Origin of the sequence: Actinoplanes sp. CA-142083 (assembly GCF_050942195.1) — a bacterium.
In the GTDB taxonomy this organism is placed as follows: domain Bacteria; phylum Actinomycetota; class Actinomycetes; order Mycobacteriales; family Micromonosporaceae; genus Actinoplanes.
Window position 1 is genome coordinate 722628 of sequence record NZ_CP192076.1, and the last position, 22029, is coordinate 744656.

The window sequence follows — 22029 nt, forward strand, 5'->3', positions numbered from 1 at the left end:
GCGCTGTGAAAGACCGGGCGCTGTGAAAGACCGGGCGCTGCGAAAGACCGGGCGCTGCGGAAGAAGGGTCAGACGGTGGTGCCGTCGGCCGGGGCCTCGACCTCAGCATCCGAGGACGACGAGCTGCCGGATCCGCGGCTGCCCCGGCCGCCGCGACGGCGACGCCGGCGAGGCTTGTCGCCATCGTCATCCGAGTCGGCGTCGGAAGGGCCGGCGGAGTCGGCGACGGCGGAATCGGTGACCGGGGAATCGGCGTCGGACGGCCCGTCGACGTCGATGGGCGCCCCGTCGGAGCCGGTCGAGAAGAGCAGCGTCGTGGCGGGCGCGGCCGCCCGGCGACGGGTACGAGCGCGCTTCGGCGCGGCCTCGACCGGCGCCGCGTCATCCGAAGCGTCGGCGTCCACGGACGGCGAGGACGCGGGCTCGTCTGACGAAGGCGTACGGGAAAGGTCTGCATCCTCACCCTCGACCCGGCGCCGGCGACGCTGGCGTTTGGGCCGCTCAGCTCCCTCTTCGGAAGCGTCGGCGGCGGGCGAGTCGGCGCCCGGAGCTCCGCCACGGGTGCGACGTCCGCGCCCGCGCGGCCCGGTCTCGCGACGGCGACGCCCGCCACCCAGGTCCTCCTCGACCTCGGCGGCCAGGCCGGCCCGGTTGCGCTCGGCCGTCGGCAGCGTGCCCGAAACGTCGGTCGGGATGTCCAGGTCGGAGTAGAGCGCGGGGCTCGTGTGGTACGTCTCCGGGGGCTGCGGCATGCTCAGGCCCATCGACTTGTCGATGAGGACCCAGCGGGGCATGTCCTCCCAGTCGACGAAGGTCACCGCGACACCGGTCGCGCCCGCCCGGCCGGTGCGGCCGATGCGGTGCGTGTAGGTGTCGGGGTCCTCGGGGCAGTCGTAGTTGATCACGTGGGTGACGCCGGAGACGTCCAGGCCGCGGGCGGCGACGTCGGTGGCGACCAGCACGTCGATCTTGCCGGTGCGGAAGGCCCGCAAGGCCCGCTCGCGCGCGCCCTGGCCCAGGTCACCGTGCACCGCGGCGACCGCGAAGCCACGGAAGTCGAGGTCTTCGGCGACGCGGTCGGCGGCCCGCTTGGTGCGGCAGAAGATCATGGTGAGGCCGCGGCCGCGGGCCTGCAGGATGCGCGCCACCATCTCGAGCTTGTTGAGCGGGTGGGTGCGGTAGACGACCTGCTTGGTGAGCGGCGACGGGCCGCTCTCGGCGGTGTGGCCGGCGTGGATCGTGACCGGGTGGCTCAGGAACCGGCGGGAGAGGGCCACGATCGGGTCGGGCATGGTCGCCGAGAACAGCATGGTCTGCCGCTGCTCGGGGAGCATCGCCAGGATCTTCTCGACGTCGTCGAGGAAGCCCAGGTCGAGCATGCGGTCGGCCTCGTCGAGCACGAGCGCCTTGATCGAGTTGAGCTTGAGCTGCTTCTGCTTGGCCAGGTCGAGCAGGCGGCCGGGGGTGCCGACGAGGATCTCGATGCCCTTCTTGAGGGCGTCGACCTGCGGCTCGTACGCGACGCCGCCGTAGATCGGCAGCACCCGGACCCCGCGCGTGCTGCCGGCCGCGGCGAGGTCGCGCGCGACCTGCAGGCCCAGCTCACGGGTGGGAACGACGATCAGCGCCTGGGGCTTGCCGTCGGCGCCCTCGGAGGGGGCGATGACCCGCTCGAGCAGCGGGAGGCCGAAGCCGAGGGTCTTGCCGGTGCCGGTCGGGGCCTGGCCGATGAGGTCGGTGCCGCGCAGCGCGATGGGCAGCGCGTACTCCTGGATCGCGAAGGCCCGGGTGATCCCGGCTTTCGCCAGCGCCTCGACGGTCTCGGCGCGGACACCCAGCTCGGCAAAGGTGGGGCTGTCCGGACGGACGGGGGCGCGATTCACGACTGGTACGAGTGCGGGTTCGGAGTTTTCGATGTCTGTCATGAAGTTTTACGGGTGCCTCTCGTGGTGCGCCCGTCGTGGTGCTGGGGCGCGCTGTGGGTAGGGCGCGGGCCACACGCTGAAGAGCGGGCCGCACGCGCGCGGGTCGCCCGCGGCGAAACGGATTCGCGGGGTGAAAAACGGCGAACCGAATCGACGTCGACGGGCGACAGAGCCCAGTCTACCCGACTGAGAGATCGTGCACCTCAGAGCAGAGTTACAGGAGGGCACCATCGATGCGACGGCGCCCTCCCGAAAAGGAACCTCAGCGAGTGGTGAAGCCGAACGGCCGGTTGGACGACTCGGCGATCTCCACGTACGCGACCTTGGCGATCGGGATGATCACCTTGCGGCCCTTCTCGTCCTGCAGCGACAGCACGCTGTCCTTGGCCATCGCCTCGGTAACGGCCTGCTCGACCTCCGCCGGGGTCTGAGCGCTCTCGAGCACCAGCTCGCGCGGCGTGTGCTGCACGCCGATCTTGACCTCCACGGGGCCCTCCCTCTGTACGGGTCTTACGCGGGCAAGGTTATCCGATTTCGGTCGTCGAACCGCTGGTTGCGCCGTCCTGGAGGGGGAAGCTGGCGATCCCGCGCCAGATCAGCGCAGCTACGAGCGCTTCGGCTTCAGCTTTAGGCGTACGCCGGCCGTTCGCCAGCCAGAACTGGGCGGACTGTCCGGCCGCCCCGACGAGGCCCGAGGCGAGCAGTTGGGCGGCCTCGCTGCCGAGCGCCGTGTCCGAGATGATGGTGTCGGTGACCGCGGCGATGCAGCCCTGCTCGACCCGCTCGACGCGCTGGCGCACCTGCGGGTCGTTGCGCAGGTCGGACTCGAAGACGAGCCGGAACGCCTCGCTCTCGTGGTCCATGAAGTCGAAGTAGGCCTGGACGGCGCCCTTGACCCGTTCCTTGTTGTCGTGCGTGGCCAGCATCGCGTCGCGAACCTTGGCGATTATCGCGTCGCAGTGCGTGTCCAGCAGAGCCAGGTAGAGCTCGAGCTTGCCGGGGAAATGTTGATAAAGAACCGGCTTGGAGACGCCGGCCCGCTCGGCGATGTCGTCCATGGCGGCGGCGTGATAGCCGTGTGCCACGAAGATCTGCTGGGCCGCCGCGAGCAACTGCTTACGGCGCGCGGAGCGGGGCAGGCGGGTGGGCCGGGTGGTCTGTGCCCCACCGGACGCAGCGGTCATGTCTCTCTACCCTCCAGGGGGTCGGTCTGTCCCCGCGGTCTCGCAGCCGCTCAATCAATTGTCGCGACGCTGCAACTTATCGCCACTGCACCCACACGGTAGCCTCAGCACGGGCGAGCGAGGAGCACGCGGTGGATGAATCAGGGCATTCCGGAGACACTGGGGCTGCCGAGGGTGGCAACAGTGCCGATTCGCGTGAGCGCGCTCGGGTGAACGGCTGGGCGACGCAGGACAGTCCGTGGTCCAACTCCGGCGCAGCGCTCGATACGGACACCGACATCCCGGCGTGGCGGCGGCCCACCCCGTTTCCGCGTAATCAGGCATATCCCCCCGTCGAGCGCCCGTACGGCCCGGTCCAGCCCGCCCCGGCTCACCCCCTGACGACCCAGCCCGCGTCGGGCCCGCCGGTGCCCGCGCCCGCCCCGCCCGGCTTCATCGGCGACAAGCAGCCCGGCTTGGCGGAGGCCCGGCCATCTGCGGAAATTCCCCCGTCCGGGGACGAAGTGACTTCCCGCTGGCCCGACGCCCGCCCGCGCTACTCCGACCTGCTGGCCCACCTGACCCCGCCGGGCGCCGAGCAGGCCCGCCCGCCGGCCCCGCGCATCGCCGATCCGGGCTCGGGCTCGGGTCTCGGCGAGACCACCGGAGCGATCGCCCGCGAGGCCGGGCTGACCTCGCGCGCCGACCGCCCCACCAGCCTGCGCTCGGTCGACCCGATCAGCCTGCGCCCGGTCGAGCCGACCAGCCCCGGCATGCGCGGCTACGACCTGCCGACGCCGAGCTCGGCGCCGCCGTACCCGTACGAGGGCGACCTCGAGGAGCCGCCGCCCGTGCAGCAGCGCGCCGCGGTCCCGCTCGTCCGCCCGGCCACGCCCCGCGCCGACTGGGCCGCGCCCGAGCCCTCCGCCGCGGATGAACCGAAGGCGGCCCGCCCGTCGTACGATCCGTCGAGCTTCCCGCGCCGCGTCTCCTACGAGCAGCCGGCGCCCGCCGATCCGCCCGGCTACACCCCGCCCGCGGCGTACGCGGCCTTCGGCAATCGGCCACCGGCCGGTGGCGGGACGAGTGGACCGGCCGACCCCGGCCCGCGGGTGCTGCCGCAGCGTGTGCCGGCCCAGCCGGACGTGCCGAGAGTTCCGGAGCCTCCGTTGACCGAGCCCACGGCGGAGACGCCGGCGCTGGCCCGGATCGCGACGCACCTGCGCCGCGGTGACGTGCAGCCGCGCGAGCGGCAGGAGGGCTTCGACGTGCAGGCGATCCTGGCGGCGGTGCGAGGCGTGGACGGCGTGCGCGACGCGTCGCTGCGCTCGACCCCGTCCGGCGCGCACAGCCTGCGGCTGGATCTCGCCGAGGGCGCCGACCCGGCCGAGGTGAGCCGGCGCGTGGCCCGGTTGCTCCAGGATCGGATGGGCCTGGACGCGGCGATGAAGGGCGACGCCCCGATCGCGCCGCCCGCACCCCTGCCGGTGTCGCCCGCCCGGCCGCAGAGCCTCCCGCCGCCCCCGCCGCGGCCCCAGAGCGCGCCCCCGGCCCTCGCCCGGCCGCAGAGCCCGGCCCCGGCGCCCATCTCTCCGTCGCCGCTGGCAGACCGTCACCGCGCCGTCCCCGACGTCGAGCGCGTCGCCGAGCCGGCGCCGGTCATCCCGCCGCAGCCCGGGCCCGCCCGCCCATACGAGTCCGGCCCGATCGAGTCCCGCCCGATCGAGTCCCGCCCAGCTGAGCCCGCCGCCCGCCCTGTCGAGTCGCGCCCAGTGGAGTCGCGCCCAGTGGAGTCGCGCCCAGTGGAGTCGCGCCCAGTGGAGTCGCGCCCAGTCGAGTCGCGCCCAGCGGAGTCGCGCCCGGCCGACCCCATCCGGCCGGCCGAGCCCGCGCGCCCGGCCGAGTATGTCCGCGCGGCCGCGCCGACCCGCCCGGCCGAGGCCGATCGCCGCAACGAGCGCCCGAAGGACGAGACCGAGCACATCGGCGAGGTCGTCCCGGTCGACGAGCCCGGCCCGCCCCGCCCGCTCTACCCCGGCGACCATCCGTACCCCCGGATCGTCATCGAGAACGTGCACGTCAACACGTTCGGCACGGACGCCACGGTCGAGGTGCGCCTCGGCGTCGGCGGCCGGTCCGCCTCGGGCAACGCCAGCGGCCCGTCCGTCGACGGCTATCTGCTGCGCCTGTGCGCGCAGGCCACCGCCGGCGCGGTCGACGAGCTGCTCGCCACCTCCCAGCATCCCGACGGCCCGGCCCGCTGCTTCGTCGAGCACGCGGCCGCCGTCCCGTTCGGAAACTCGCAAGTCGCGGTCGTTGTGCTGCTGCTGTCGTGCAACGGCTGGGTGGAGCAGCTGGCCGGCTCGGCCGTGGTGACCGGCGACGACCGGCATGCGATGGTCCGGGCCACACTGGCGGCGGTCAACCGGCGTCTTGAGGCACTCTTGTCTCGATGAAAGGTGCCCTCCTGGCCGACGACGGCGTTCTGCTGCCGGACGGCGAAGCTCCACCCCCGTGGCCCGCACGCCAGGTCGTGATCGGCGGGGCGATGCTGCATGTCCGCGACACCCCGGCCACCGCGCCGGGCGCCGCGCCGGCCGTCTACGTGCACGGCCTCGGCGGCTCCTCGCAGAACTTCACCGATGTCGCGGGCCTGCTCGCCGACCGCTTCGACGGTCAGGCGGTCGACCTGCCCGGCTTCGGGTACAGCGACCCGAGCCCGCGCTACTCGATCGCGTCGTTCGCGGCGACCCTGATCGGTTACCTCGAGCACGCCGGCCGCGGGGCGGTCCACCTCGTGGGCAATTCGTTGGGCGGCTCGATCGCCGTACGCGTGGCTGCCCTGCGCCCCGACCTGATCCGCACCCTCACGCTGATCTCGCCCGCGATGCCTTTCCTCGATCCGCGCCGGACGGCCCACGGACCCTATCTGCCGATCTTGGCGCTGCCCCGCGCCGACCGGATCTTCGCGTGGGGGATGTCCCGGCTGACCGTCGAGGAGATGGCCGACCAGGTCCTCGAGGCCTGCTTCGGCGACATCCGCAAGGCCAGCGACCAGCGCCGGGCCGAGGCGCTCGAGGAGATCCGCCTGCGCTACACGGTGTCGCACTACCCGCGCGCCTATCTGGGCACGCTGCGCGGCCTGGTCTCCAGCTTCCTGCGGGCGTACCTGCCCGGCCGTAACTCGCAGTGGCGGCTGGCCACCGAGATCACCGCGCCGACGCTGGTCATCGGCGGCCTGAACGACAAGCTCGTCGATCCGCGGGTGAACGCGCAGGTGGCCCGGGCGGTGCCGGACAGCCGCCTGCTGATCCTGCCGGGCGTGGGCCACGTGGCGCAGATGGAGGTGCCGCGGCTGGTGGCGCGGGGCATCGTCGGCATGCTCGACGAGAAGCGGTAGCGACCGGGCTCACCCCAAGATCCTCCCGGGCAGACAGCGATCGTGGCGTATGGGACGCTGGCGATCGATGATCGAGGAAGTCAAGTCGCGCGATACCTGGCGGCGCTGGTGGCTGGTGCTGCTCGCGCTGACCGTCGTCGTGCCGTCGGGGCTGCTGCTCGGCCGTACGATCAAGTCGGATGCCGCCTTGGTGCCGGCGCCGTCCGCATCCCCTTCCTCGATGATCTTGCCGAGTCCGTCGGAGAGCCCCGAACCGGTCCTGGAGAGCACCCCGACCAAAAGCCCCGATCAGCTGATTCTCCCGGGTGCGGTTCCGGCGCATGGTTCCGGCGTTTTCGCGTACGCGACCACGCGCGGCCCGGTCCTCGGCAGCAAGGGCCCGCTGCGCCGTTTCCGCGTGGCCGTCGAGAACGGCAGCAACGAAGACCTGACCGAGTTCGCCCAGCAGGTGGTGTCGACGCTCGGCGACGCGCGCAGCTGGATCGGCGGCGGTCAGGTGCGCCTGCAGATGGTGCCCGGCGGCGAGCCGGCCGACTTCACCGTCTACCTGGCCACCCGGGACACGGCCGGGAAGCTGTGCGAGCGGGGCGGCACGAACATCCGGATCAACGGCCTCCCGTACACGTCCTGCCGGACCACCGGCAGGGCGATCATCAACCTGGACCGCTGGCGGCTCTCGGCGAAGCCGTACCTGTACGCCAAGATCCCGCTCGCCACCTACCGCGAGTACGTGATCAACCATGAGGTCGGGCACGAGCTGGGCCATCGGCACGAGGGCTGCCCGCGGGCGGGCGGCCCGGCGCCGGTGATGGTGCAGCAGACGCTCACGACCCGCGGCTGCACGCCCTACCCGTGGCCACGCCGGGGCAACGGTTTCCTCACCGGCCCCGCCCTGTAGCTGCGGAAACATCGCATGTCGCCGGTCGGGGCGTGGCAGTCTCGGCTATGTCATGACGCACCAGGCCGGACCCCGTACGCCCGTCTGGGATCCCTCCCGGAACCCGCCGGCGATGAGCCGGGCCCCGCTCGCCCGGCCCGCGCCCCCGCCGCCACCGGACCTCTTCCCGGACTTCGACGAGGAGCCGCGCCCCGCGCGGCGCCGCCGCCGAACCTTGACCGTGCTCGCCTACCTGCTGCTCGCCGCCGCCGTGGTGTTTCTCGGTCGCTACCTGCGCGACGACGGCGCCGATCGCCTCGTGGTCCCGGTGGTCGCGGCTCGGCCGTCTGCTGCTGCTTCCCCGGCGCCGGTGAAGACCACCGGGACGGCCCGGCCCGTGGGCGCCAGCGGCGCCTTCGCCTACGTCACCGGTTTCGGCCAGGTCCTCGGCGGCGCCGGCCCGATCCGCCGGTTCCACGTCGCCGTCGAGAAGCCGGCCGCGCCCCTGACCCCCGCCGCGTTCGCCGCCGTGGCCGACCGCACGCTCGGCGACCGCCGCAGCTGGGTCGCCGCCCGCCGGTTCCGCCTGCAGCGCGTTCCGCAGGCCGCCCGCGCCGAGTTCACGATCTACCTGGCCTCGGCGCGCACCTCCGAGCGGATGTGCCGCGAGGGCGGGCTGGAGACCGGGGCGTACACCTCCTGCCGCCTGCCCGGGAAGGTGATCATCAACGACGATCGCTGGGAGGGCTCGGTGCGCGGCTACGGCGCGCCGCTGACCACCTACCGTGCCTACGCGATCAATCACGAGGTCGGTCACCAGCTCGGCCACGGGCACGAGCTGTGCCCGGGTAAGGGGCGCCGCGCGCCGGTGATGATGCAGCAGACCTTCGGCCTGAAGGGCTGCGTCGCCAACGCGTGGCCGTACCCGTGAGAAAATTCCCTCGTCCCGGATGTCGGACCGGTGGGCAACGTCATGGCTACGACGACGGTGAACGAGCAACAATGGCAGGCGATCCTTACCACCAACCCGGGGAGTGAACCGTGGCATTGCCCCCGCTCGTCGAGCCGGCCGCCGAGCTGTCCATCGACGAGATCCGCCGCTATTCTCGCCACTTGATCATCCCGGACGTCGGGATGGACGGGCAGAAGCGGCTGAAGAACGCCAAGGTGCTCGCCGTCGGTGCGGGCGGCCTGGGCTCGCCGGCCCTGCTCTACCTGGCTGCCGCCGGGGTGGGCACGCTCGGCATCATCGACTTCGACACGGTCGACGAGTCCAACCTTCAGCGCCAGGTCATCCACGGCGTCTCCGACGTCGGCCGGCCCAAGGCCGAGTCCGCGGCGGACAGCATCCGGGAGATCAACCCGCTGGTGAACGTGGTCATCCACAACACCGCGCTGGACCGCGACAACGTCATGGAGATCTTCAGCCAGTACGACCTGATCGTCGACGGCACCGACAACTTCGCGACGCGCTACATGGTCAACGACGCCGCGGTGCTGCTCGGCAAGCCGTACGTGTGGGGCTCGATCTACCGCTTCGACGGCCAGGCGTCGGTGTTCTGGGAGGAGCACGGTCCCTGCTACCGCTGCCTCTACCCCGAGCCTCCGCCGCCCGGCATGGTCCCGAGCTGCGCCGAGGGCGGCGTCCTCGGCGTGCTCTGCGCGTCGATCGGCTCGATCCAGGTCAACGAGGCGATCAAGCTGATCACCGGCATCGGCGAGCCGCTCGTCGGCCGGCTGATGGTCTACGACGCCCTGGAGATGGAGTACCGCAAGATCAAGGTCCGGAAGGACCCGAACTGCGTGCTCTGCGGTGAGAACCCGACGCTCACCGAGCTCATGGAGGACTACGACGACTTCTGCGGCGCGATCTCCGCGGAGGCCGAGGAGGCGACCGCCAACTCGACGATCACCGCCCGTGAGCTCAAGGACTGGCAGGACGCCGGCAAGGACGTCTTCCTCGTCGACGTGCGCGAGCCCGCCGAGTGGGAGATCAACCGCATCCCCGGCGCGACGCTGATCCCCAAGGGCGAGATCCTTTCGGGCGAGGCGCTGTCCCGCTTCCCGCAGGACAGGCAGATCGTGCTGCACTGCAAGTCGGGCGTGCGCTCGGCCGAGGCGCTGGCGGCCCTCAAGGCGGCCGGCTTCAAGGACGCCGTGCACGTCCAGGGCGGCATCGTCTCCTGGGTCAACACGGTCGACCCGTCTCTTCCGTCGTACTGACCGTCACGCTGGGGAGCCGATATGGCTCCCCAGCGTTGAGACGTGGGAGCGATTTGCTTCCGGGGGCGGTAGCGTCACCGTCGTGGTCGATATTGACGCTGCGATCGGGTACGTCGTCGCGCACGGCGATGCCGTCGAGCGCGCGCGACTGTCGTACCTGCGTACGGGCCAGCCCCCGCCGTCGGAGGTGATCGACCGCATCGCGGCCGGGCAGACCGCCGCGGGTGGCTGGCCGGCGTCCACCGATGGGGTGATTCCATCGATCGACGCGACCTGTTTCCGGCTCAACGAGCTCGACGACCTGGGCGGCCTGCACGGCGACGTCGTCGACCGGGCGCTCGGCTGGCTCGCCTCGGTGCAGCGCCCCGACGGCACCTGGCAGGAGAACGAGTCGCTCTCCGCCGAGGCCCCCGCCTGGGCGATGCCCGGCGACCCCGAGGCCACGCTGTACCTGACCGCGCTGGCCGGCTTCTGGTTCACGGTCGCCGAGGTGGAGCTGCACCCGCACCTCGACCTCCCGGCCCGATACGCGCAGACGCTCGCCACCGCGGCCGGTTTCGTCAACTCGCAGCTGCGCCCCGACGGCACCTGGCCGTCGTTCCTCGCCGCCGGCTGGCACGCGGCCGGCCTGCTGCACGCCCAGCAGTACTTCTACGAGTCCGCCCGGGTGCAGCTCGTGCTCGGCGACCGGTTGCACGACATGTCCCCGGCCGACGTCGCGTCGATGGCCGCCGCCCTGCGCCGCGTCAACCTCGGCGACGACTGGCTGCTGCAGGCCGCGCGGAAGCGGCTGGCCGCGACCCAGCGCACCGACGGCGGCTGGGACAGCGCCGAGGGCCCCATCTTCGACGTCAACACCACCCTGACGGTGCTGCGCGCCTGCCGCTAACGGGTGTGGCCGTTGCCGCTCACGATGTACTTCGTCGAGGTCAGCTCGGGCAGGCCCATCGGGCCGCGGGCGTGCAGCTTCTGGGTGCTGATGCCGATCTCGGCGCCGAAGCCGAACTCGCCGCCGTCGGTGAAGCGGGTCGACGCGTTGATCATGACGGCGGCCGCGTCGACGCGGGCCGCGAAACGGCGGGTCGCCGTCACCGACTCGCTGACGATGGCCTCGGTGTGGCCGGTGCCGTAGCGGCGGATGTGGTCGAGGGCGTCGTCCATCGAGTCGACTATCGCCACCGCGATGTCGGCCGACAGGTACTCCTTGCTCCAGTCCTCGTAGATGGCCGGGACCACGTCGTTGCTGTACGCGGCCACCCGCGGGTCGCCGTGCACGGTCACCCCGGCCGAGACCAGCTCCTCGATCACCAGCGGCAGGAACGAGTCGGCGATGTCGATGTGCACCAGCAGCGACTCGGCGGTGTTGCAGGTGGACAGCCGCTGGGTCTTCGAGTTGATCGTGACGGCCAGCGCTTTCTCGAGGTCGGCCGCCTGATCCACGTACACGTGGCAGTTGCCCACCCCGGTCTCGATCACCGGGACCGTGGACTCCTCGACGACCGTCTTGATCAGGGAGGCGCCGCCGCGCGGGATCAGCACGTCGACCAGGCCGCGGGCGCGCATCAACTCCTTCACCGAGTCGCGCGTCGTGGCGTCGAGCAGCTGGAGCGAGTCGGCCGGCAGGCCCGCGTCGGCGATCGCCTTGCGCAGCACCGAGACGATCGCCGCGTTCGAGCTGAAGGCCGAGCCCGAGCCCCGCAGCACCGCCGCGTTTCCCGACTTCAGGCAGATGCCGGCGGCGTCGGCCGTCACGTTGGGCCGGCCCTCGTAGACGATGCCGACCACGCCGAACGGCACCCGCACCTGGCGCAGCTCGAGCCCGTTGGCCAGGGTGGAGCCGCGCACGACATCGCCGACCGGGTCGGGCAGCGCGGCGAGCTGGCGCAGGCCGTCGGCCATCCCCTCGATCCGGGACGGGGTCAGCGTGAGCCGGTCGATCATCGCCTCGCTCTGGCCGGCGTCGCGGGCGTTGTTCACATCCACGGCGTTCGCGGCGACGATGTCCTCGGTGCGCTCGACCAGGCGGTCGGCCATCAGCAGCAGCGCCCGGTCCTTCTCGGCGCGGGTGGCCGCGGCCAGGTCGATCGAGGCGCCGCGAGCGTCGGCGGCCTGCTGCAGGACGGTCGTCATCGATGCACCTCTTAGAGAAGGACCAGATCGTCCCGGTGGACGACCTCTCGTTCATATCCCGGGCCGAGAGCCGCGGCCAACTCGGGTGTGGAGCGTCCGAGCAGCGCGGGCAGCTCCACCGCATCGTAATTGACCAGGCCGCGGGCGACCGGAGCGCCGTCGCTGTCGACCAGGTCGACCGGGTCGCCGGCGGCGAACGAGCCGTCCACCGCGGTGATGCCGGCCGGCAGCAGCGATTTGCGCCGGGCCACGACGGCGGTGACGGCGCCGGGGTCGAGGTGGAGGCGGCCGCGCGGGGCGGTGGCGTGGGCGAGCCAGAAGAGGCGGGCGGCCGGCCTTTTCTCGGCCGCGCGGAACAGCGTGCCGACCTCGTCGCCGGCGAGCGCGGCTCCGGCGAGCGGCGCGGCGGTCAGCACCACGGAGATGCCGAAGCCGGTGGCGATGCGGGCCGCCTCGACCTTGGTGACCATGCCGCCCGTGCCGATGCCCGATTTGCCGGGAGTAACCAGATTCACGTCGGACAGATCAGACTCGTCACGGACGTGGGCGATCTTCCGCGAGGAAGGGTCGGAAGGGCTCCCGGTGTAGAGGGCATCCACGTCGGACAACAAGACCAGCAGATCGGCGTCGACCAGCGCGGCCACCAGTGCCGCCAGCCGGTCGTTGTCGCCGAAGCGGATCTCCTCGGTGGCGACGGTGTCGTTCTCGTTCACGATCGGCAGGGCCCCGAAATCAAGCAGCTTGCGCAAGGTCCGATAGGCGTTGCGGTAGTGCGCGCGCCGGGTCACGTCGTCGACGGTCAGCAGCACCTGGCCCACCGTGAGGCCATGGCGCGCGAAGCCCGTCGCGTACCGCTGGATCAGAAGCCCTTGCCCCACCGACGCCGCCGCCTGCTGGGTGGCCAGATCGCGCGGCCGGCGGCGCAGCCGCAACGGCGCGAGACCGGCGGCGATCGCGCCGCTGGAGACCAGCACCACCTCACGCCCGGATGTCGCCAGGCCGCCAAGCACGTCGACGAGGGAGTCGACGCGCTGCTCGTCGATGCCGCCGGCCGCGGTGGTCAGCGAGGACGAGCCCACCTTGACCACGATGCGGCGGGCGTCGGTCACCACTTCGCGCACCCGGCCCATTCTGCTCGGGTGGGGCGTCCGGACCGCGCCGAGATCCCATATCGTGGCCCGGGTGACACCCCAGGAGTACGTCGAAGAGGTGCTCTCGCTCGTCGAGCGCATCCCGGAGGGCAAGGTCATGTCCTACGGCGCGATCGCCGACTCGCTCGCCGATCTCTCCGGGCGCAACTCGGCGCGTCAGGTCGGCACGATCATGGCGCGGCACGGTGGCGGCGTACCGTGGCATCGCGTGGTGACCAGTTCCGGACGCATGCCGCCCGGCCATGAGCAGGAAGCCCGCCAGCGGTTGCTGAGCGAGGGCGTCCCCCTGAAGGGCGAACACGTGGACATGTCGCGCGCCTCCTGGCAGCCGTGATGGAGACCGGGCAGCCGAGCCGCACGGCGTGGAGTGCGGCGCGTTATCGAGCGGCGCACCAGCTCATCGAGCACGGTGCGATCTTTCAAGACGATTTCGCCGTACGGATATTGGGCGTCCCTCCGGACGAACTGGTGGCCGACGCGCCGCGGCGGGCGATGCGTGTCTTCATCGCGGCCCGTCACCGGTTCGCGGAGGACGCGCTGGCCGCGGCCGTGTCGCGCGGGGTTCGGCAGGTCGTGGTGCTGGGCGCGGGGCTGGACACGTTCGCCTACCGCAACGGCTTCGAGGGCGTGCGGGTCATCGAGGTGGACCACCCCGACACGCAGGCCTGGAAGCGGGAGCGGCTCGCGGCGACCGGCATCGAGATTCCCTCGTCCGTGTCGTATGTGGGGGTCGACTTCGAGACCGCCACGCTCGCCGGCTCGCTCAAGCTCGACGGCCCGGCCTTCTTCGTCTGGCTCGGCGTGGTGCCCTACCTGACGCTCGACGGCTTCACGGCCACCCTTTCGTATATTTCCGATCTGCCGGGCAATGAGGTCGTCTTCGACTACGCCCAGTCGCCGGCGAACATGCCGGCGGCGCGCCGGGCCGCGCTGGAGGAGCGCGCCGCGCGGGTGGCGAAGATCGGCGAGCCCTGGCTGACCTACTTCGAGCCGGACGAGATCGCGGGCCTGCTTGCCGGGATGGGTTTCGGCGAGGTCGAGGACCTCGGGCCGGCCCAGCTCGCGGCCCGTTTCTTCAACCGCCACGACCTGCCGCCCGACACTCCGGGCGGCCACCTCCTGCGAGCCGTCAGGTAAGCCCGATGAAGGCCGCCGCGCCGCGCATCTGGAACTCCAGGAAGCCGCGGCGGTCCTCGTCGACCGACTTGTTCAGCTGGCCGAAGAGCTCCGCGCTGACCGCGCCGCAGAGCTGGATGAACGCCGACATCGCCGTGCCGACCAGCCGCGCCGGGATGTCCGGCCCGAAGTGCTCGGCGACCGCGGCGAGCTCCTCGCTGTACCGTCCGCTGATCTCCGGCTGCGGGCCGATCCGCCCGGCCGCATAGGCGTCGCGCACGATCCCCGCGATCTGGAAGATCACCCGGGTGGCCGGCCCGACCGTGTCCTGCGGCGCCTGATAGCCGGGCACTGGGCTTCCGTAGATCAGTGCCCACTGATGCGGCTCAGCAAGGGCCCATTCGCGTACGGCGTGCCCGACGGCCACCAGTTGATCGGCGAAGCCGGCGTCCCCGGCCGCGGTGGCCGCCCGCTCGGCGGCGTCGCCCACCGAGTCGTACGCCTCGATGATCAGCGCCGTGAGCAGGTCGTCCCGGCTCGCGAAGTACCGGTAGACGGCGGACGAGGCCATCCCTATGTCCCGCGCGACCGCGCGCAGCGACAGGTTGGCCCCGTCGGTGGCGAGGTGCCGGCGGGCCACCGCCTTGATCTCTTCCGTCATCTCGGCCCGCACTCGGGCGCGTACTCCTGAGGCGCTCATACGGACCAGTGTGCCACATCGAGAGCACTGCTCTTGCATTCGAGCGGTCTTCGTGTAATCGTTGTTCCCAACAGAGAGCACTGCTCGCGAAGGAGAACAGCAATGTCGAACCACGTCATCATCGGCTCGGGTCCCATCGGCAGCGCGGTCGCCGACCTCCTGGTGGACCGCGGCGACACGGTCACGATGGTCACGCGCAGCGGCCGCGGCCCTTCGCATCCGCAGATCAAGCTGGTGGCCGCCGACGCCGCCGACGCGCGCCGCCTGACCACCCTGGCCGAGGGCGCCGCCACGGTGTTCAACTGCGCGAATCCGAAGTACACGGAGTGGACGAAACTCTGGTTCCCGATGAACGACGCGATGATCGCCGCGGCCAAGGCGGCGGACGCGGCCTACGTCATCACCGGAAATCTTTACGTGTACGGCCCGCAGCCCGGCGGCCGCATGAACGAGAACACCCCGATGGCCGCCGTGGGCCGCAAGGGCAAGGTCCGCGTCAAGATGTGGCAGGACGCCCTGAACAGCGGCGTCCGCACGGTAGAGGTCCGCGGCTCGGACTACATCGGCTCGGGCGCGGTGGGCATCTTCTCCTCGGTGCTGCTGCCCGCCATCCAGAAGGGCCGCACCGCCTGGGCCCCCGGCAACCCCGACCTGCCGCACAGCTTCACCTACACCGGCGACATGGCCCGCACGATGGTCGCCCTGGCCCACGACGAGCGCGCCCACGGCAAGGCCTGGCACGCGCCCACCCAGCCCGCCATCACCATCCGCGAGCTGGCCGACCGCTACACCGACATGACCGGTCAGCCCCGCGTCAAGGTGCGCGCCCTGCCCCGCTTCGTGATGCGCACGGCCGGCCTGGTCGTCCCGATGGCCCGCGAGCTGGCCGAGATGGACTACCAGTTCTACGCGCCGTTCCACCTCGACAGCTCGCTGACCGAGCGGACCTTCGGCCTCGAGCCCACGCCCTTGGACGTCCCCCTGCGCGAGACCGCGGCCTCGGTGAACGCCACCCTCGCCCGGCGCATGAGCTGACGTCAGAGCAGCAGCCCGACCCCCGCCCGGCGGGGGTCGCCGGCCGCGCCGGCCTGGCCCACGGCGTTCGCGCCGCCGAAGTAGTGGTTGAGGTCGGGCCACTGCTTGATGTGGTACCCGGCGCCGGCCAGCGCGGCCAGCTCGTCCCGCGGGTAGCCGGGCTCGACGTGCACCGTGTCGTCGACGATGTGGAAGCGGGGGCGGGCGAGCGCGGTGGCCATGTCGACGCCGTCGACCAGGACGCCGAGCAGGGTGTCGATCAGGGCCGTACGGATCCGGGAGGCGCCCGCCGACCCGGCCGCCACCGCCAGCTGGCCATCGGGGTCGATCACCACCAGCGGGCACATGTTGGACGACATCCGGCGGCCCGGCGCCAGGTCATCGGTGATCAGCTCGCCCTCGCCGAGCATCGAGTTGAGGTTGATGCCCAGGCCGGGCAGCCAGACGCCGGCGCCCAGCCCGAGCGTCGTGGTGATGACGCAGGCGTTGCCCTCGGTGTCCACCACGGAGACGTTCGTCGTGTCGCCGATCTTCTGCCGTCCCTGGTCGCGCAGCGCATGCGCCACCCCGGTGGCCCGGCCCGGCCGGGACAGGTCGGCGGGCAGCCGGCCGATCGTGTCGACCACCCGGTTCAGGTCGTGCCGGGCGCGCACTTCGTATCCGGCCAGCTTGGCCCGGTCGACGTGGGTCTCCAGCACCCGGTAATCGGCCAGGTCGCGCGGCCCGAGCGAGCCGCCCGCGGCGCGTACCGAGTCGACCAGGATCGGGGCGAAGTCCCCGGTGTAGAAGATCGACGGACCGACCACGGCCAGCGCGTCCAGGGCGGTCGCCAGCCCGGGATGGAAGAGCAGCTCGCCGTCGAGCAGGTTGCGCCCGCCCGGCGTGTAGATCGCGGCGCCCTCGCCCCACGCCAGCGCCGGCGCGCAGGAGTCGAGCGTGCGGGCGTGCGCGCCGGGGATCGGCACCCCGGTCTTGGCCAGCTCGATCGCCGGCGCCACCACGTCGGCCCAGGGCAGCCGCCCCCAGCGCCGGTGCACCTCGCCGCAGCCGGCCGGCACGCCCGGCACCGCCACGCTCGCCCCGCCGATCGAGTACACCTGCGGCAGTCCGCCGAAGAACACGTCGATCTTGATCATCGGGCCCGGCTCGCGGTCACCGTCGGTGCCCGGCACCGCCACGAAGAAGTCGAGGCACGTCACCTCGCCGGTCGCCGCCTCGAAGTAGGTGGCGAACCCGCCGCCGCCCAGCCCGGTGAAGATCGTCTCGGCGACGCAGCAGGCCAGTGCGGCGGCCACCGCCGCGTCCGCCGCGGTGCCGCCGTCGCGCAGCACCCGCAGGCCGGCCCGTGCGGTCGCCGGATGGCTTGCGGCAACCCCGGCCGCAACGCTTTTCATGCGGCGAAGCGTAGGCGTACGGGCATGATCGTGGTTAGCATGCGCGTCCATGACGACCGCCGGTCCCTCTCCGGAAGTACGGCCGGCCGGCGTTCTGCCGCGCCGGGTCCTTGCCGGTTACTCGCTGGGTTCGCTGGTCACGGGCGCGTTCGGCACCGTGCCCGGTTTGCTCCTGCTGCCTTATCTGACCGATACGTTAGGTGTTGCGGCGGGTGTGGCGGGATTGCTGGTGTTGTTGCCGAAGGCGTGGGACGTCCTGGTGAATCCCTTCGCCGGCCGGGTCTCCGACCGCCGCGGTGACCGGCGTCCGTTCCTGCTCGGCGCGGGCCTCACGCTGGGCGTTCTCTTCGCCGCCATCTTCGCGGGCCCGATCCGCAGCGGCGGGGGCGCCGGGGCGTACGTGGCGTTCGCCTTCCTGGCGGCCGCCACCGCGTACGCGTTCTTCCAGGTGCCCTACGTCGCCATGCCGGCCGAGCTCACCGACGGATACGACGAGCGCACCCGGCTGATGACCTGGCGGGTCGCCGTGCTCGCGCTGGCGATCCTCATCTCCGGCGCGCTCGCCCCGCTGGTGGTCGACCAGACCGGCGGCGGCATCACCGGCCATCGGTGGGCCGGCGTCTTCGTCGGGGCGCTCATCGTGGTGGGCACCCTCGGCGTCTACATAGGTACCCGCCACGCGGAAACCCATACCGCCGGCGAGTCCGAGCCCGACCTGCGTACCCAATTGCGCGTCGCCGCCGCCAACCGTCCCTTCCGTGCCCTCCTTCTCTGCTGGGTGTTGCAGGCCGTCGGCATCGGCACGATGCTGGCCGGCGTCCAGTACTTCGCCGACCACGTGGTCGGCGCCTCGTCGGGCGCCACCTTCCTCTTCGCCGCCTTCGTCGGCCCGGCCCTGCTGGTCATGCCGCTCTGGAGCCGGGTGGGCGCCCGGTTCGGCAAGCCGCGCTCCCTCGTCGCGGCGTCGCTGCTCTTCGCCGCCGGCGCGCTGGCGCTGCTCGCCGCGCCCGCCCTGCCCGCGGCGCCGATCTACCTGGTGGTGGCGCTCATCGGCTGCGGTTACGCGGGCCAGCAGGTCTTCGCCATGGCGATGCTGCCGGACTGCATCGCCTACGACACCGAGCGGACCGGCCGGCGTCAGGCCGGCGTCTTCACGGGGGTGTGGACGGCGGGGGAGACCCTCGGTCTGGCCCTCGGGCCGGGCATCTACGCATTGATCCTCCAGGTCTTCGGTTACGTCTCCTCGTCGACCGGCGAGGCGGCGGCCCAGGACGACACGGCCCGCTTGGGCGTGCTCCTCGGCTTCACCCTGGTGCCGGCCGCGCTGGTCGGCGGTGCGGTGCTGCTGCTCCGGGCCTATCGCGACGTCTCGCGCTGACCGGCGCTGCCCCGCCATCAGACACCCACCGCGACCGGCCGCGGTAGCCGACTTTGGTCGATGAGATTCGCCGACTTTCGTAGGCTGCCCGCCACCGCGCCGGTCCGATAGCGTCGTCGCATGTTCGAAGCGCTGCCTGACAAGGGCGTTCCCGGCGAGCAGATCCTCGACGAGCTCCGCGAGCTCCGGCGGGCCGATCTGCCGACGCACGGCGGCCGCCTGTTCGCCTACGTCTACGACCCCGCGCTGGACGGGCTCGACGACCTGGCCCGGGCGGCGCACGCGATCTCCGCCCACGTCAACGGGCTCGACCCGACCGCGTTTCCGTCCCTGCTCGCCATGGAAAACGCGCTGGTCGGCGCCGCGGCCAAGCTGTTGCACGGCGGCCCCGAGGCGGTCGGCAGCGTCACCAGCGGCGGCACGGAGTCGCTGATCCTGGCGGTCAAGGCGGCCCGCGACAGCCGGCCCGACCTGGCGACCCCGCGCCTGGTGATCCCGTCGACCGGGCACGCGGCTTTCGCCAAGGCGGCCCACTACCTGCGCGTCGCGCTCGACGTCGTGCCGGTCGGCGACGACCTGCGAGCCGACCCGGGCGCCATGGCGGCCGCCATCACCCCCGACACCGTGCTCGTGGCGGCTTCTGCGCCGTCGTATGCGCATGGCGTCGTCGACCCGATCCCCGAGATCGCCGCGGTGGCGGCCGAGCGCGGCGTCCGCTTCCATGTGGACGCCTGCTTCGGCGGGTGGGTGCTGCCCTACCTGCGACGCCTCGGCGCCGGCCTGCCCGAGTTCGACTTCGCCGTGCCCGGCGTCACCAGCATCTCGGTCGACCTGCACAAGTACGCCTACGCCCCCAAGGGCGTCTCGATCCTGCTGCACCGCGACGAGGCGCTGCGCCTCCCGCAGTACTTTGCCTACGCCGGCTGGCCGGGCTACACGATGATCAACCCGATCGTCTCCTCCACCCGCTCGGGCGGCCCGATCGCCGCGGCCGTCGCCACCCTGCGCGGCATCGGCGACGCCGGCTACCTCGAGCTGGCCGACCGCACCCGCGAGGCGGTCGCCATCCTCGCCGCCGCCGTGACAGCCACTGACGGCGTCCGCCTCTACGCCCCACCCGAGACCACCGTCGTCTGCCTGGCGGCCGGCAGCCCCACGCCGCCCGGCAGCGCTGCCCCGGCGGAGAGCGCTGCCCCGGCGGACAGCACCGCCCCGGCGGAGAGCGCGGCCCTCGCCGGCCAGACAGCCGTTGACCTCTTCGTTCTCGCGGACGAATTGGCGGCGCGCGGGTGGCACACCCAGCCGCAGATGTCGTTCGGCGGCCTGCCCGCGACCATCCATCTCACCGTGACCGCGGCGGTCCGGGCGACCGCCGACGACTTCGCGGCCGATCTGGCCGACGCCGTGGCGGCGACCCGCGCCCGCGGGCCGGTGCTGCTCCCCGAGGCGCTCGTCGCGGCGGCCGGGGCGCTCACCCCCGAGATGGTCACGCCCGAGCTGGTCGCCGGGCTGGCCGAGGGCCTCGGGCTCGGCGGCGGCGACTTCACCCGGATGGCCGCCGTCAACTCGCTGCTCGACGTCACGCCGCCCGCGCTGCGCGAGGCGTTGCTGACCGGGTTCCTCAGCCTGCTGCAGCGGCCCGTGACGGCGACGGAGTAGGTTGACGTCGTGGCCGGTCTGCCAGGAGTTCTCGGGGAGCCCATCCGGTTCGTGCTGAACTGGGGGAGGCGCTATTCGCTCTGGGTCTTCAACTTCGGGCTGGCGTGCTGCGCGATCGAGTTCATCGCGTCCAGCATGAGCCGGCACGACTTCATGCGGCTCGGGGTCATCCCGTTCGCGCATGGCCCGCGGCAGGCCGACCTGATGGTCGTCTCCGGCACGGTCACCGACAAGATGGCTCCCGCCATCAAGCGGCTCTATGACCAGATGCCCGAGCCGAAATACGTGATCTCGTTCGGCTCCTGCTCGAATTGCGGCGGGCCGTATTGGGATTCCTACTCGGTCACCAAGGGTGTCGACCAGCTCATCCCCGTCGACGTTTATGTGCCGGGTTGCCCGCCGCGCCCCGAGGCCCTGCTGCACGGCATCCTGCGCCTGCAGGAAAAGATCGCCGCCGAGCAGGCCGGTCCCGGCGGGGTCAGCCGCCCCGACCCGCTGCGCGACGCTTCCTCTCTGACTGCACCGATGGTCACCCCACCGGTGGCTACGGGCGGCTAATCTCCGCCTTATGAGTGAACAGCCTCGCGCGGATTTCATCATCGACGTCTTGACCAGGGAATTCGGCGAGTTGATGGCGCTTGACCCGGCCGCGTTCCGGCGCAAGTTCCGCAAGATGGCGGCGTCGCCGTTCGCGTTCTACCGGGGCAGCGCGTCGGTGTTCTACGCCGACCAGACCGGGGCCTACCGCGACGACAGCTTCCTCGACGAGCGCACCAGCCGGGTGTGGATCCACGGCGACCTGCACGCGGAAAACTTCGGCACTTATATGAACTCGTCGGGCGTCCTGGTCTTCAACGTCAACGACTTCGACGAGGCGTACGTCGGCCCCTTCTCTTGGGATCTCAAGCGGTTCGCGGCCAGCGTCGCCCTGATCGGGTACCAGAAGGCGCTCTCCGACGACAACATCTCGGCGCTCGTGACGGCTTTCGCGCGGTCCTACCTGACCGAGCTGCGCGCCATCGCAGCCGGCGGCGACGACGCCATCGGCTCGATCACTTTGGAAAACGCGGACGGCGTGCTGCGCCGGGTGCTGCAGGAGGCGCGGCTCAACACGCGGGTCGACCTGCTCGCCGGCCAGACCGCGATCGACGACTACGAGCGGCGCTTCTCGCTGCTCGACGGCGTCTACGAGGTCGACGAGCCGACCAAGGCACAGGTGACCGCGGCGTTCGAGCAATACCTGGGCACGCTGCCCGAGGTGACCAGAACGGCCGCCAACATCAAGGACATCAAGCTGCGCAAGGGCGTCGGCATCGGCTCGGCCGGCCTGCCGTCGTACAACCTGCTGCTCGAGGGCCACACCCAGGCCCTGGAGAACGACGTGATCATCTACATGAAGCAGGCGCAGGTGCCGGCCGTCGCCCGCTGGATCGACGACGAGCGGGTCAAGTCCTACTTCCTGCACCAGGGCCACCGCACCGCCGAGTCGCAGCGGGCCTTGCAGGCGCACGCCGACCCGTGGTTGGGCTACACCTCGCTCAACGGGATCGGCCAGCTCGTCGCCGAGGTCTCGCCGTACGCGGCCGACCTCGACTGGTCCGACGTCAACGAGCCCGACGAGCTCAACGGCGTCATCACCGACCTGGGCCGCGCCGTCGCCCGCATGCACTCGGTCGCCGACGACGAGTCCAGCCACGACCTCGTCGACTTCTCCACCGAGGAGGCGATCGTCGCGGCCGTCGACAAGGACGAGGCCGGTTTCGTGCAGCACCTGGTCGACTTCGCCCACCGCTACGGCGACCAGGCCCGCGAGGACCACCAGGACTTCGTCGACCTCTTCCGCAACGGTCGGCTCCCCGGCCTGTAAAGCAACGCCGG

At 71.8% G+C, this 22029-nt stretch carries 20 protein-coding genes; 13 read left to right on the forward strand and 7 right to left on the reverse strand.

The features are described from left to right. Positions 1–68: 68 nt before the first annotated feature. The 3 genes from ACQPZX_RS03395 to ACQPZX_RS03405 all read right to left on the reverse strand — a co-directional run bounded on the left by ACQPZX_RS03395 (position 69) and on the right by ACQPZX_RS03405 (position 3109). On the reverse strand, positions 69–1925 hold the full coding sequence (locus ACQPZX_RS03395; protein ID WP_433374172.1) for a DEAD/DEAH box helicase: 1857 nt from the start codon (positions 1923–1925) through the stop codon (positions 69–71). A gap of 262 nt (positions 1926–2187) precedes the next feature. Further along, positions 2188–2412 (reverse strand): DUF3107 domain-containing protein, encoded by a 225-nt coding sequence (locus ACQPZX_RS03400; RefSeq protein WP_433374175.1) that lies wholly within the window; start codon positions 2410–2412, stop codon positions 2188–2190. A gap of 37 nt (positions 2413–2449) precedes the next feature. Then, positions 2450–3109 (reverse strand): TetR/AcrR family transcriptional regulator, encoded by a 660-nt coding sequence (locus tag ACQPZX_RS03405; protein ID WP_433374178.1) that lies wholly within the window; start codon positions 3107–3109, stop codon positions 2450–2452. A 503-nt stretch (positions 3110–3612) separates the two neighbouring features. Between ACQPZX_RS03405 and ACQPZX_RS03410 the strand changes: the two genes are divergently transcribed. The 6 genes from ACQPZX_RS03410 (at position 3613) to ACQPZX_RS03435 (ending at position 10477) form a co-directional block, all read left to right on the forward strand. After that, on the forward strand, positions 3613–5544 hold the full coding sequence (locus tag ACQPZX_RS03410) for a Daple (RefSeq protein ID WP_433374181.1): 1932 nt from the start codon (positions 3613–3615) through the stop codon (positions 5542–5544). Further along, the gene (locus ACQPZX_RS03415; protein WP_433374184.1) at positions 5541–6488 is read left to right on the forward strand and encodes an alpha/beta fold hydrolase; all 948 of its coding nucleotides are present in this window, start codon (positions 5541–5543) and stop codon (positions 6486–6488) included. The genes ACQPZX_RS03410 and ACQPZX_RS03415 overlap by 4 nt, the downstream gene beginning before the upstream one ends. Positions 6489–6555: 67 nt before the next feature. Continuing rightward, positions 6556–7386: a DUF3152 domain-containing protein gene (locus ACQPZX_RS03420; protein WP_433374187.1), complete on the forward strand. Its 831-nt coding sequence runs from the start codon at positions 6556–6558 to the stop codon at positions 7384–7386. Positions 7387–7498: 112 nt separating this feature from the next. Beyond that, complete coding sequence (locus tag ACQPZX_RS03425; protein ID WP_433374190.1) at positions 7499–8296, forward strand: DUF3152 domain-containing protein; 798 nt, start codon at positions 7499–7501, stop codon at positions 8294–8296. Positions 8297–8406: 110 nt separating this feature from the next. Next, positions 8407–9588: an adenylyltransferase/sulfurtransferase MoeZ gene (gene moeZ, locus ACQPZX_RS03430; protein WP_433374193.1), complete on the forward strand. Its 1182-nt coding sequence runs from the start codon at positions 8407–8409 to the stop codon at positions 9586–9588. 82 nt (positions 9589–9670) lie between these two features. Beyond that, complete coding sequence (locus ACQPZX_RS03435) at positions 9671–10477, forward strand: prenyltransferase/squalene oxidase repeat-containing protein (RefSeq protein ID WP_433374195.1); 807 nt, start codon at positions 9671–9673, stop codon at positions 10475–10477. Here ACQPZX_RS03435 and ACQPZX_RS03440 read toward each other — a convergent pair. Together ACQPZX_RS03440 and proB are read right to left on the reverse strand one after the other, a co-directional pair. Further along, on the reverse strand, positions 10474–11718 hold the full coding sequence (locus tag ACQPZX_RS03440; RefSeq protein ID WP_433374198.1) for a glutamate-5-semialdehyde dehydrogenase: 1245 nt from the start codon (positions 11716–11718) through the stop codon (positions 10474–10476). The genes ACQPZX_RS03435 and ACQPZX_RS03440 overlap by 4 nt on opposite strands. Before the next feature lie 11 nt (positions 11719–11729). Continuing rightward, positions 11730–12839, reverse strand: a complete 1110-nt coding sequence (proB, locus tag ACQPZX_RS03445) for a glutamate 5-kinase (RefSeq protein ID WP_433374201.1) — start codon at positions 12837–12839, stop codon at positions 11730–11732. Between the two features lie 61 nt (positions 12840–12900). On the opposite strand from proB, the gene ACQPZX_RS03450 reads away from it, so the two are divergent. After that, entirely contained in the window at positions 12901–13203 is a 303-nt protein-coding gene (locus tag ACQPZX_RS03450; protein ID WP_433374204.1) for an MGMT family protein, read from the forward strand. Beyond that, on the forward strand, positions 13203–14006 hold the full coding sequence (locus ACQPZX_RS03455) for a class I SAM-dependent methyltransferase (RefSeq protein WP_433374206.1): 804 nt from the start codon (positions 13203–13205) through the stop codon (positions 14004–14006). Before ACQPZX_RS03450 ends, ACQPZX_RS03455 begins: the two co-directional genes overlap by 1 nt. Here ACQPZX_RS03455 and ACQPZX_RS03460 read toward each other — a convergent pair. Next, positions 13999–14685, reverse strand: a complete 687-nt coding sequence (locus tag ACQPZX_RS03460; RefSeq protein ID WP_433374209.1) for a TetR/AcrR family transcriptional regulator — start codon at positions 14683–14685, stop codon at positions 13999–14001. The two genes, ACQPZX_RS03455 and ACQPZX_RS03460, sit on opposite strands and share 8 nt — an antisense overlap. Before the next feature lie 102 nt (positions 14686–14787). Here ACQPZX_RS03460 and ACQPZX_RS03465 point away from each other — a divergent pair, with 102 nt between their 5' ends. Next, entirely contained in the window at positions 14788–15720 is a 933-nt protein-coding gene (locus ACQPZX_RS03465; protein WP_433374211.1) for an NAD(P)H-binding protein, read from the forward strand. Between the two features lie 2 nt (positions 15721–15722). On the opposite strand, the gene ACQPZX_RS03470 is transcribed toward ACQPZX_RS03465, so the two are convergent. Next, a complete protein-coding gene (locus ACQPZX_RS03470; protein WP_433374214.1) occupies positions 15723–17114 on the reverse strand; it encodes a gamma-glutamyltransferase in 1392 nt (463 codons plus the stop codon). Between the two features lie 49 nt (positions 17115–17163). Between ACQPZX_RS03470 and ACQPZX_RS03475 the strand changes: the two genes are divergently transcribed. The 4 genes from ACQPZX_RS03475 to ACQPZX_RS03490 all read left to right on the forward strand — a co-directional run bounded on the left by ACQPZX_RS03475 (position 17164) and on the right by ACQPZX_RS03490 (position 22018). Beyond that, positions 17164–18492, forward strand: a complete 1329-nt coding sequence (locus ACQPZX_RS03475) for an MFS transporter (protein WP_433374216.1) — start codon at positions 17164–17166, stop codon at positions 18490–18492. A gap of 120 nt (positions 18493–18612) precedes the next feature. After that, the gene (locus tag ACQPZX_RS03480; RefSeq protein ID WP_433374219.1) at positions 18613–20151 is read left to right on the forward strand and encodes a pyridoxal phosphate-dependent decarboxylase family protein; all 1539 of its coding nucleotides are present in this window, start codon (positions 18613–18615) and stop codon (positions 20149–20151) included. A gap of 9 nt (positions 20152–20160) precedes the next feature. Then, on the forward strand, positions 20161–20709 hold the full coding sequence (locus ACQPZX_RS03485) for an NADH-quinone oxidoreductase subunit B (RefSeq protein WP_433374222.1): 549 nt from the start codon (positions 20161–20163) through the stop codon (positions 20707–20709). Between the two features lie 10 nt (positions 20710–20719). After that, complete coding sequence (locus tag ACQPZX_RS03490) at positions 20720–22018, forward strand: DUF2252 domain-containing protein (RefSeq protein ID WP_433374224.1); 1299 nt, start codon at positions 20720–20722, stop codon at positions 22016–22018. The last annotated feature ends 11 nt before the right edge of the window (positions 22019–22029 follow it).

Excerpts from the sequence above, each read along its gene's own strand:
- ACQPZX_RS03395 (WP_433374172.1), bottom strand. The coding sequence starts at position 1,925 with ATGACAGACATCGAAAACTCCGAACCCGCACTCGTACCAGTCGTGAAT.
- ACQPZX_RS03405 (WP_433374178.1), bottom strand. The coding sequence starts at position 3,109 with ATGACCGCTGCGTCCGGTGGGGCACAGACCACCCGGCCCACCCGCCTG.
- ACQPZX_RS03415 (WP_433374184.1), top strand. The coding sequence starts at position 5,541 with ATGAAAGGTGCCCTCCTGGCCGACGACGGCGTTCTGCTGCCGGACGGC.
- ACQPZX_RS03420 (WP_433374187.1), top strand. The coding sequence starts at position 6,556 with ATGATCGAGGAAGTCAAGTCGCGCGATACCTGGCGGCGCTGGTGGCTG.
- ACQPZX_RS03425 (WP_433374190.1), top strand. The coding sequence starts at position 7,499 with ATGAGCCGGGCCCCGCTCGCCCGGCCCGCGCCCCCGCCGCCACCGGAC.
- ACQPZX_RS03440 (WP_433374198.1), bottom strand. The coding sequence starts at position 11,718 with ATGACGACCGTCCTGCAGCAGGCCGCCGACGCTCGCGGCGCCTCGATC.
- ACQPZX_RS03455 (WP_433374206.1), top strand. The coding sequence starts at position 13,203 with ATGGAGACCGGGCAGCCGAGCCGCACGGCGTGGAGTGCGGCGCGTTAT.
- ACQPZX_RS03460 (WP_433374209.1), bottom strand. The coding sequence starts at position 14,685 with ATGAGCGCCTCAGGAGTACGCGCCCGAGTGCGGGCCGAGATGACGGAA.
- ACQPZX_RS03465 (WP_433374211.1), top strand. The coding sequence starts at position 14,788 with ATGTCGAACCACGTCATCATCGGCTCGGGTCCCATCGGCAGCGCGGTC.
- ACQPZX_RS03470 (WP_433374214.1), bottom strand. The coding sequence starts at position 17,114 with ATGAAAAGCGTTGCGGCCGGGGTTGCCGCAAGCCATCCGGCGACCGCA.
- ACQPZX_RS03475 (WP_433374216.1), top strand. The coding sequence starts at position 17,164 with ATGACGACCGCCGGTCCCTCTCCGGAAGTACGGCCGGCCGGCGTTCTG.
- ACQPZX_RS03480 (WP_433374219.1), top strand. The coding sequence starts at position 18,613 with ATGTTCGAAGCGCTGCCTGACAAGGGCGTTCCCGGCGAGCAGATCCTC.
- ACQPZX_RS03490 (WP_433374224.1), top strand. The coding sequence starts at position 20,720 with ATGAGTGAACAGCCTCGCGCGGATTTCATCATCGACGTCTTGACCAGG.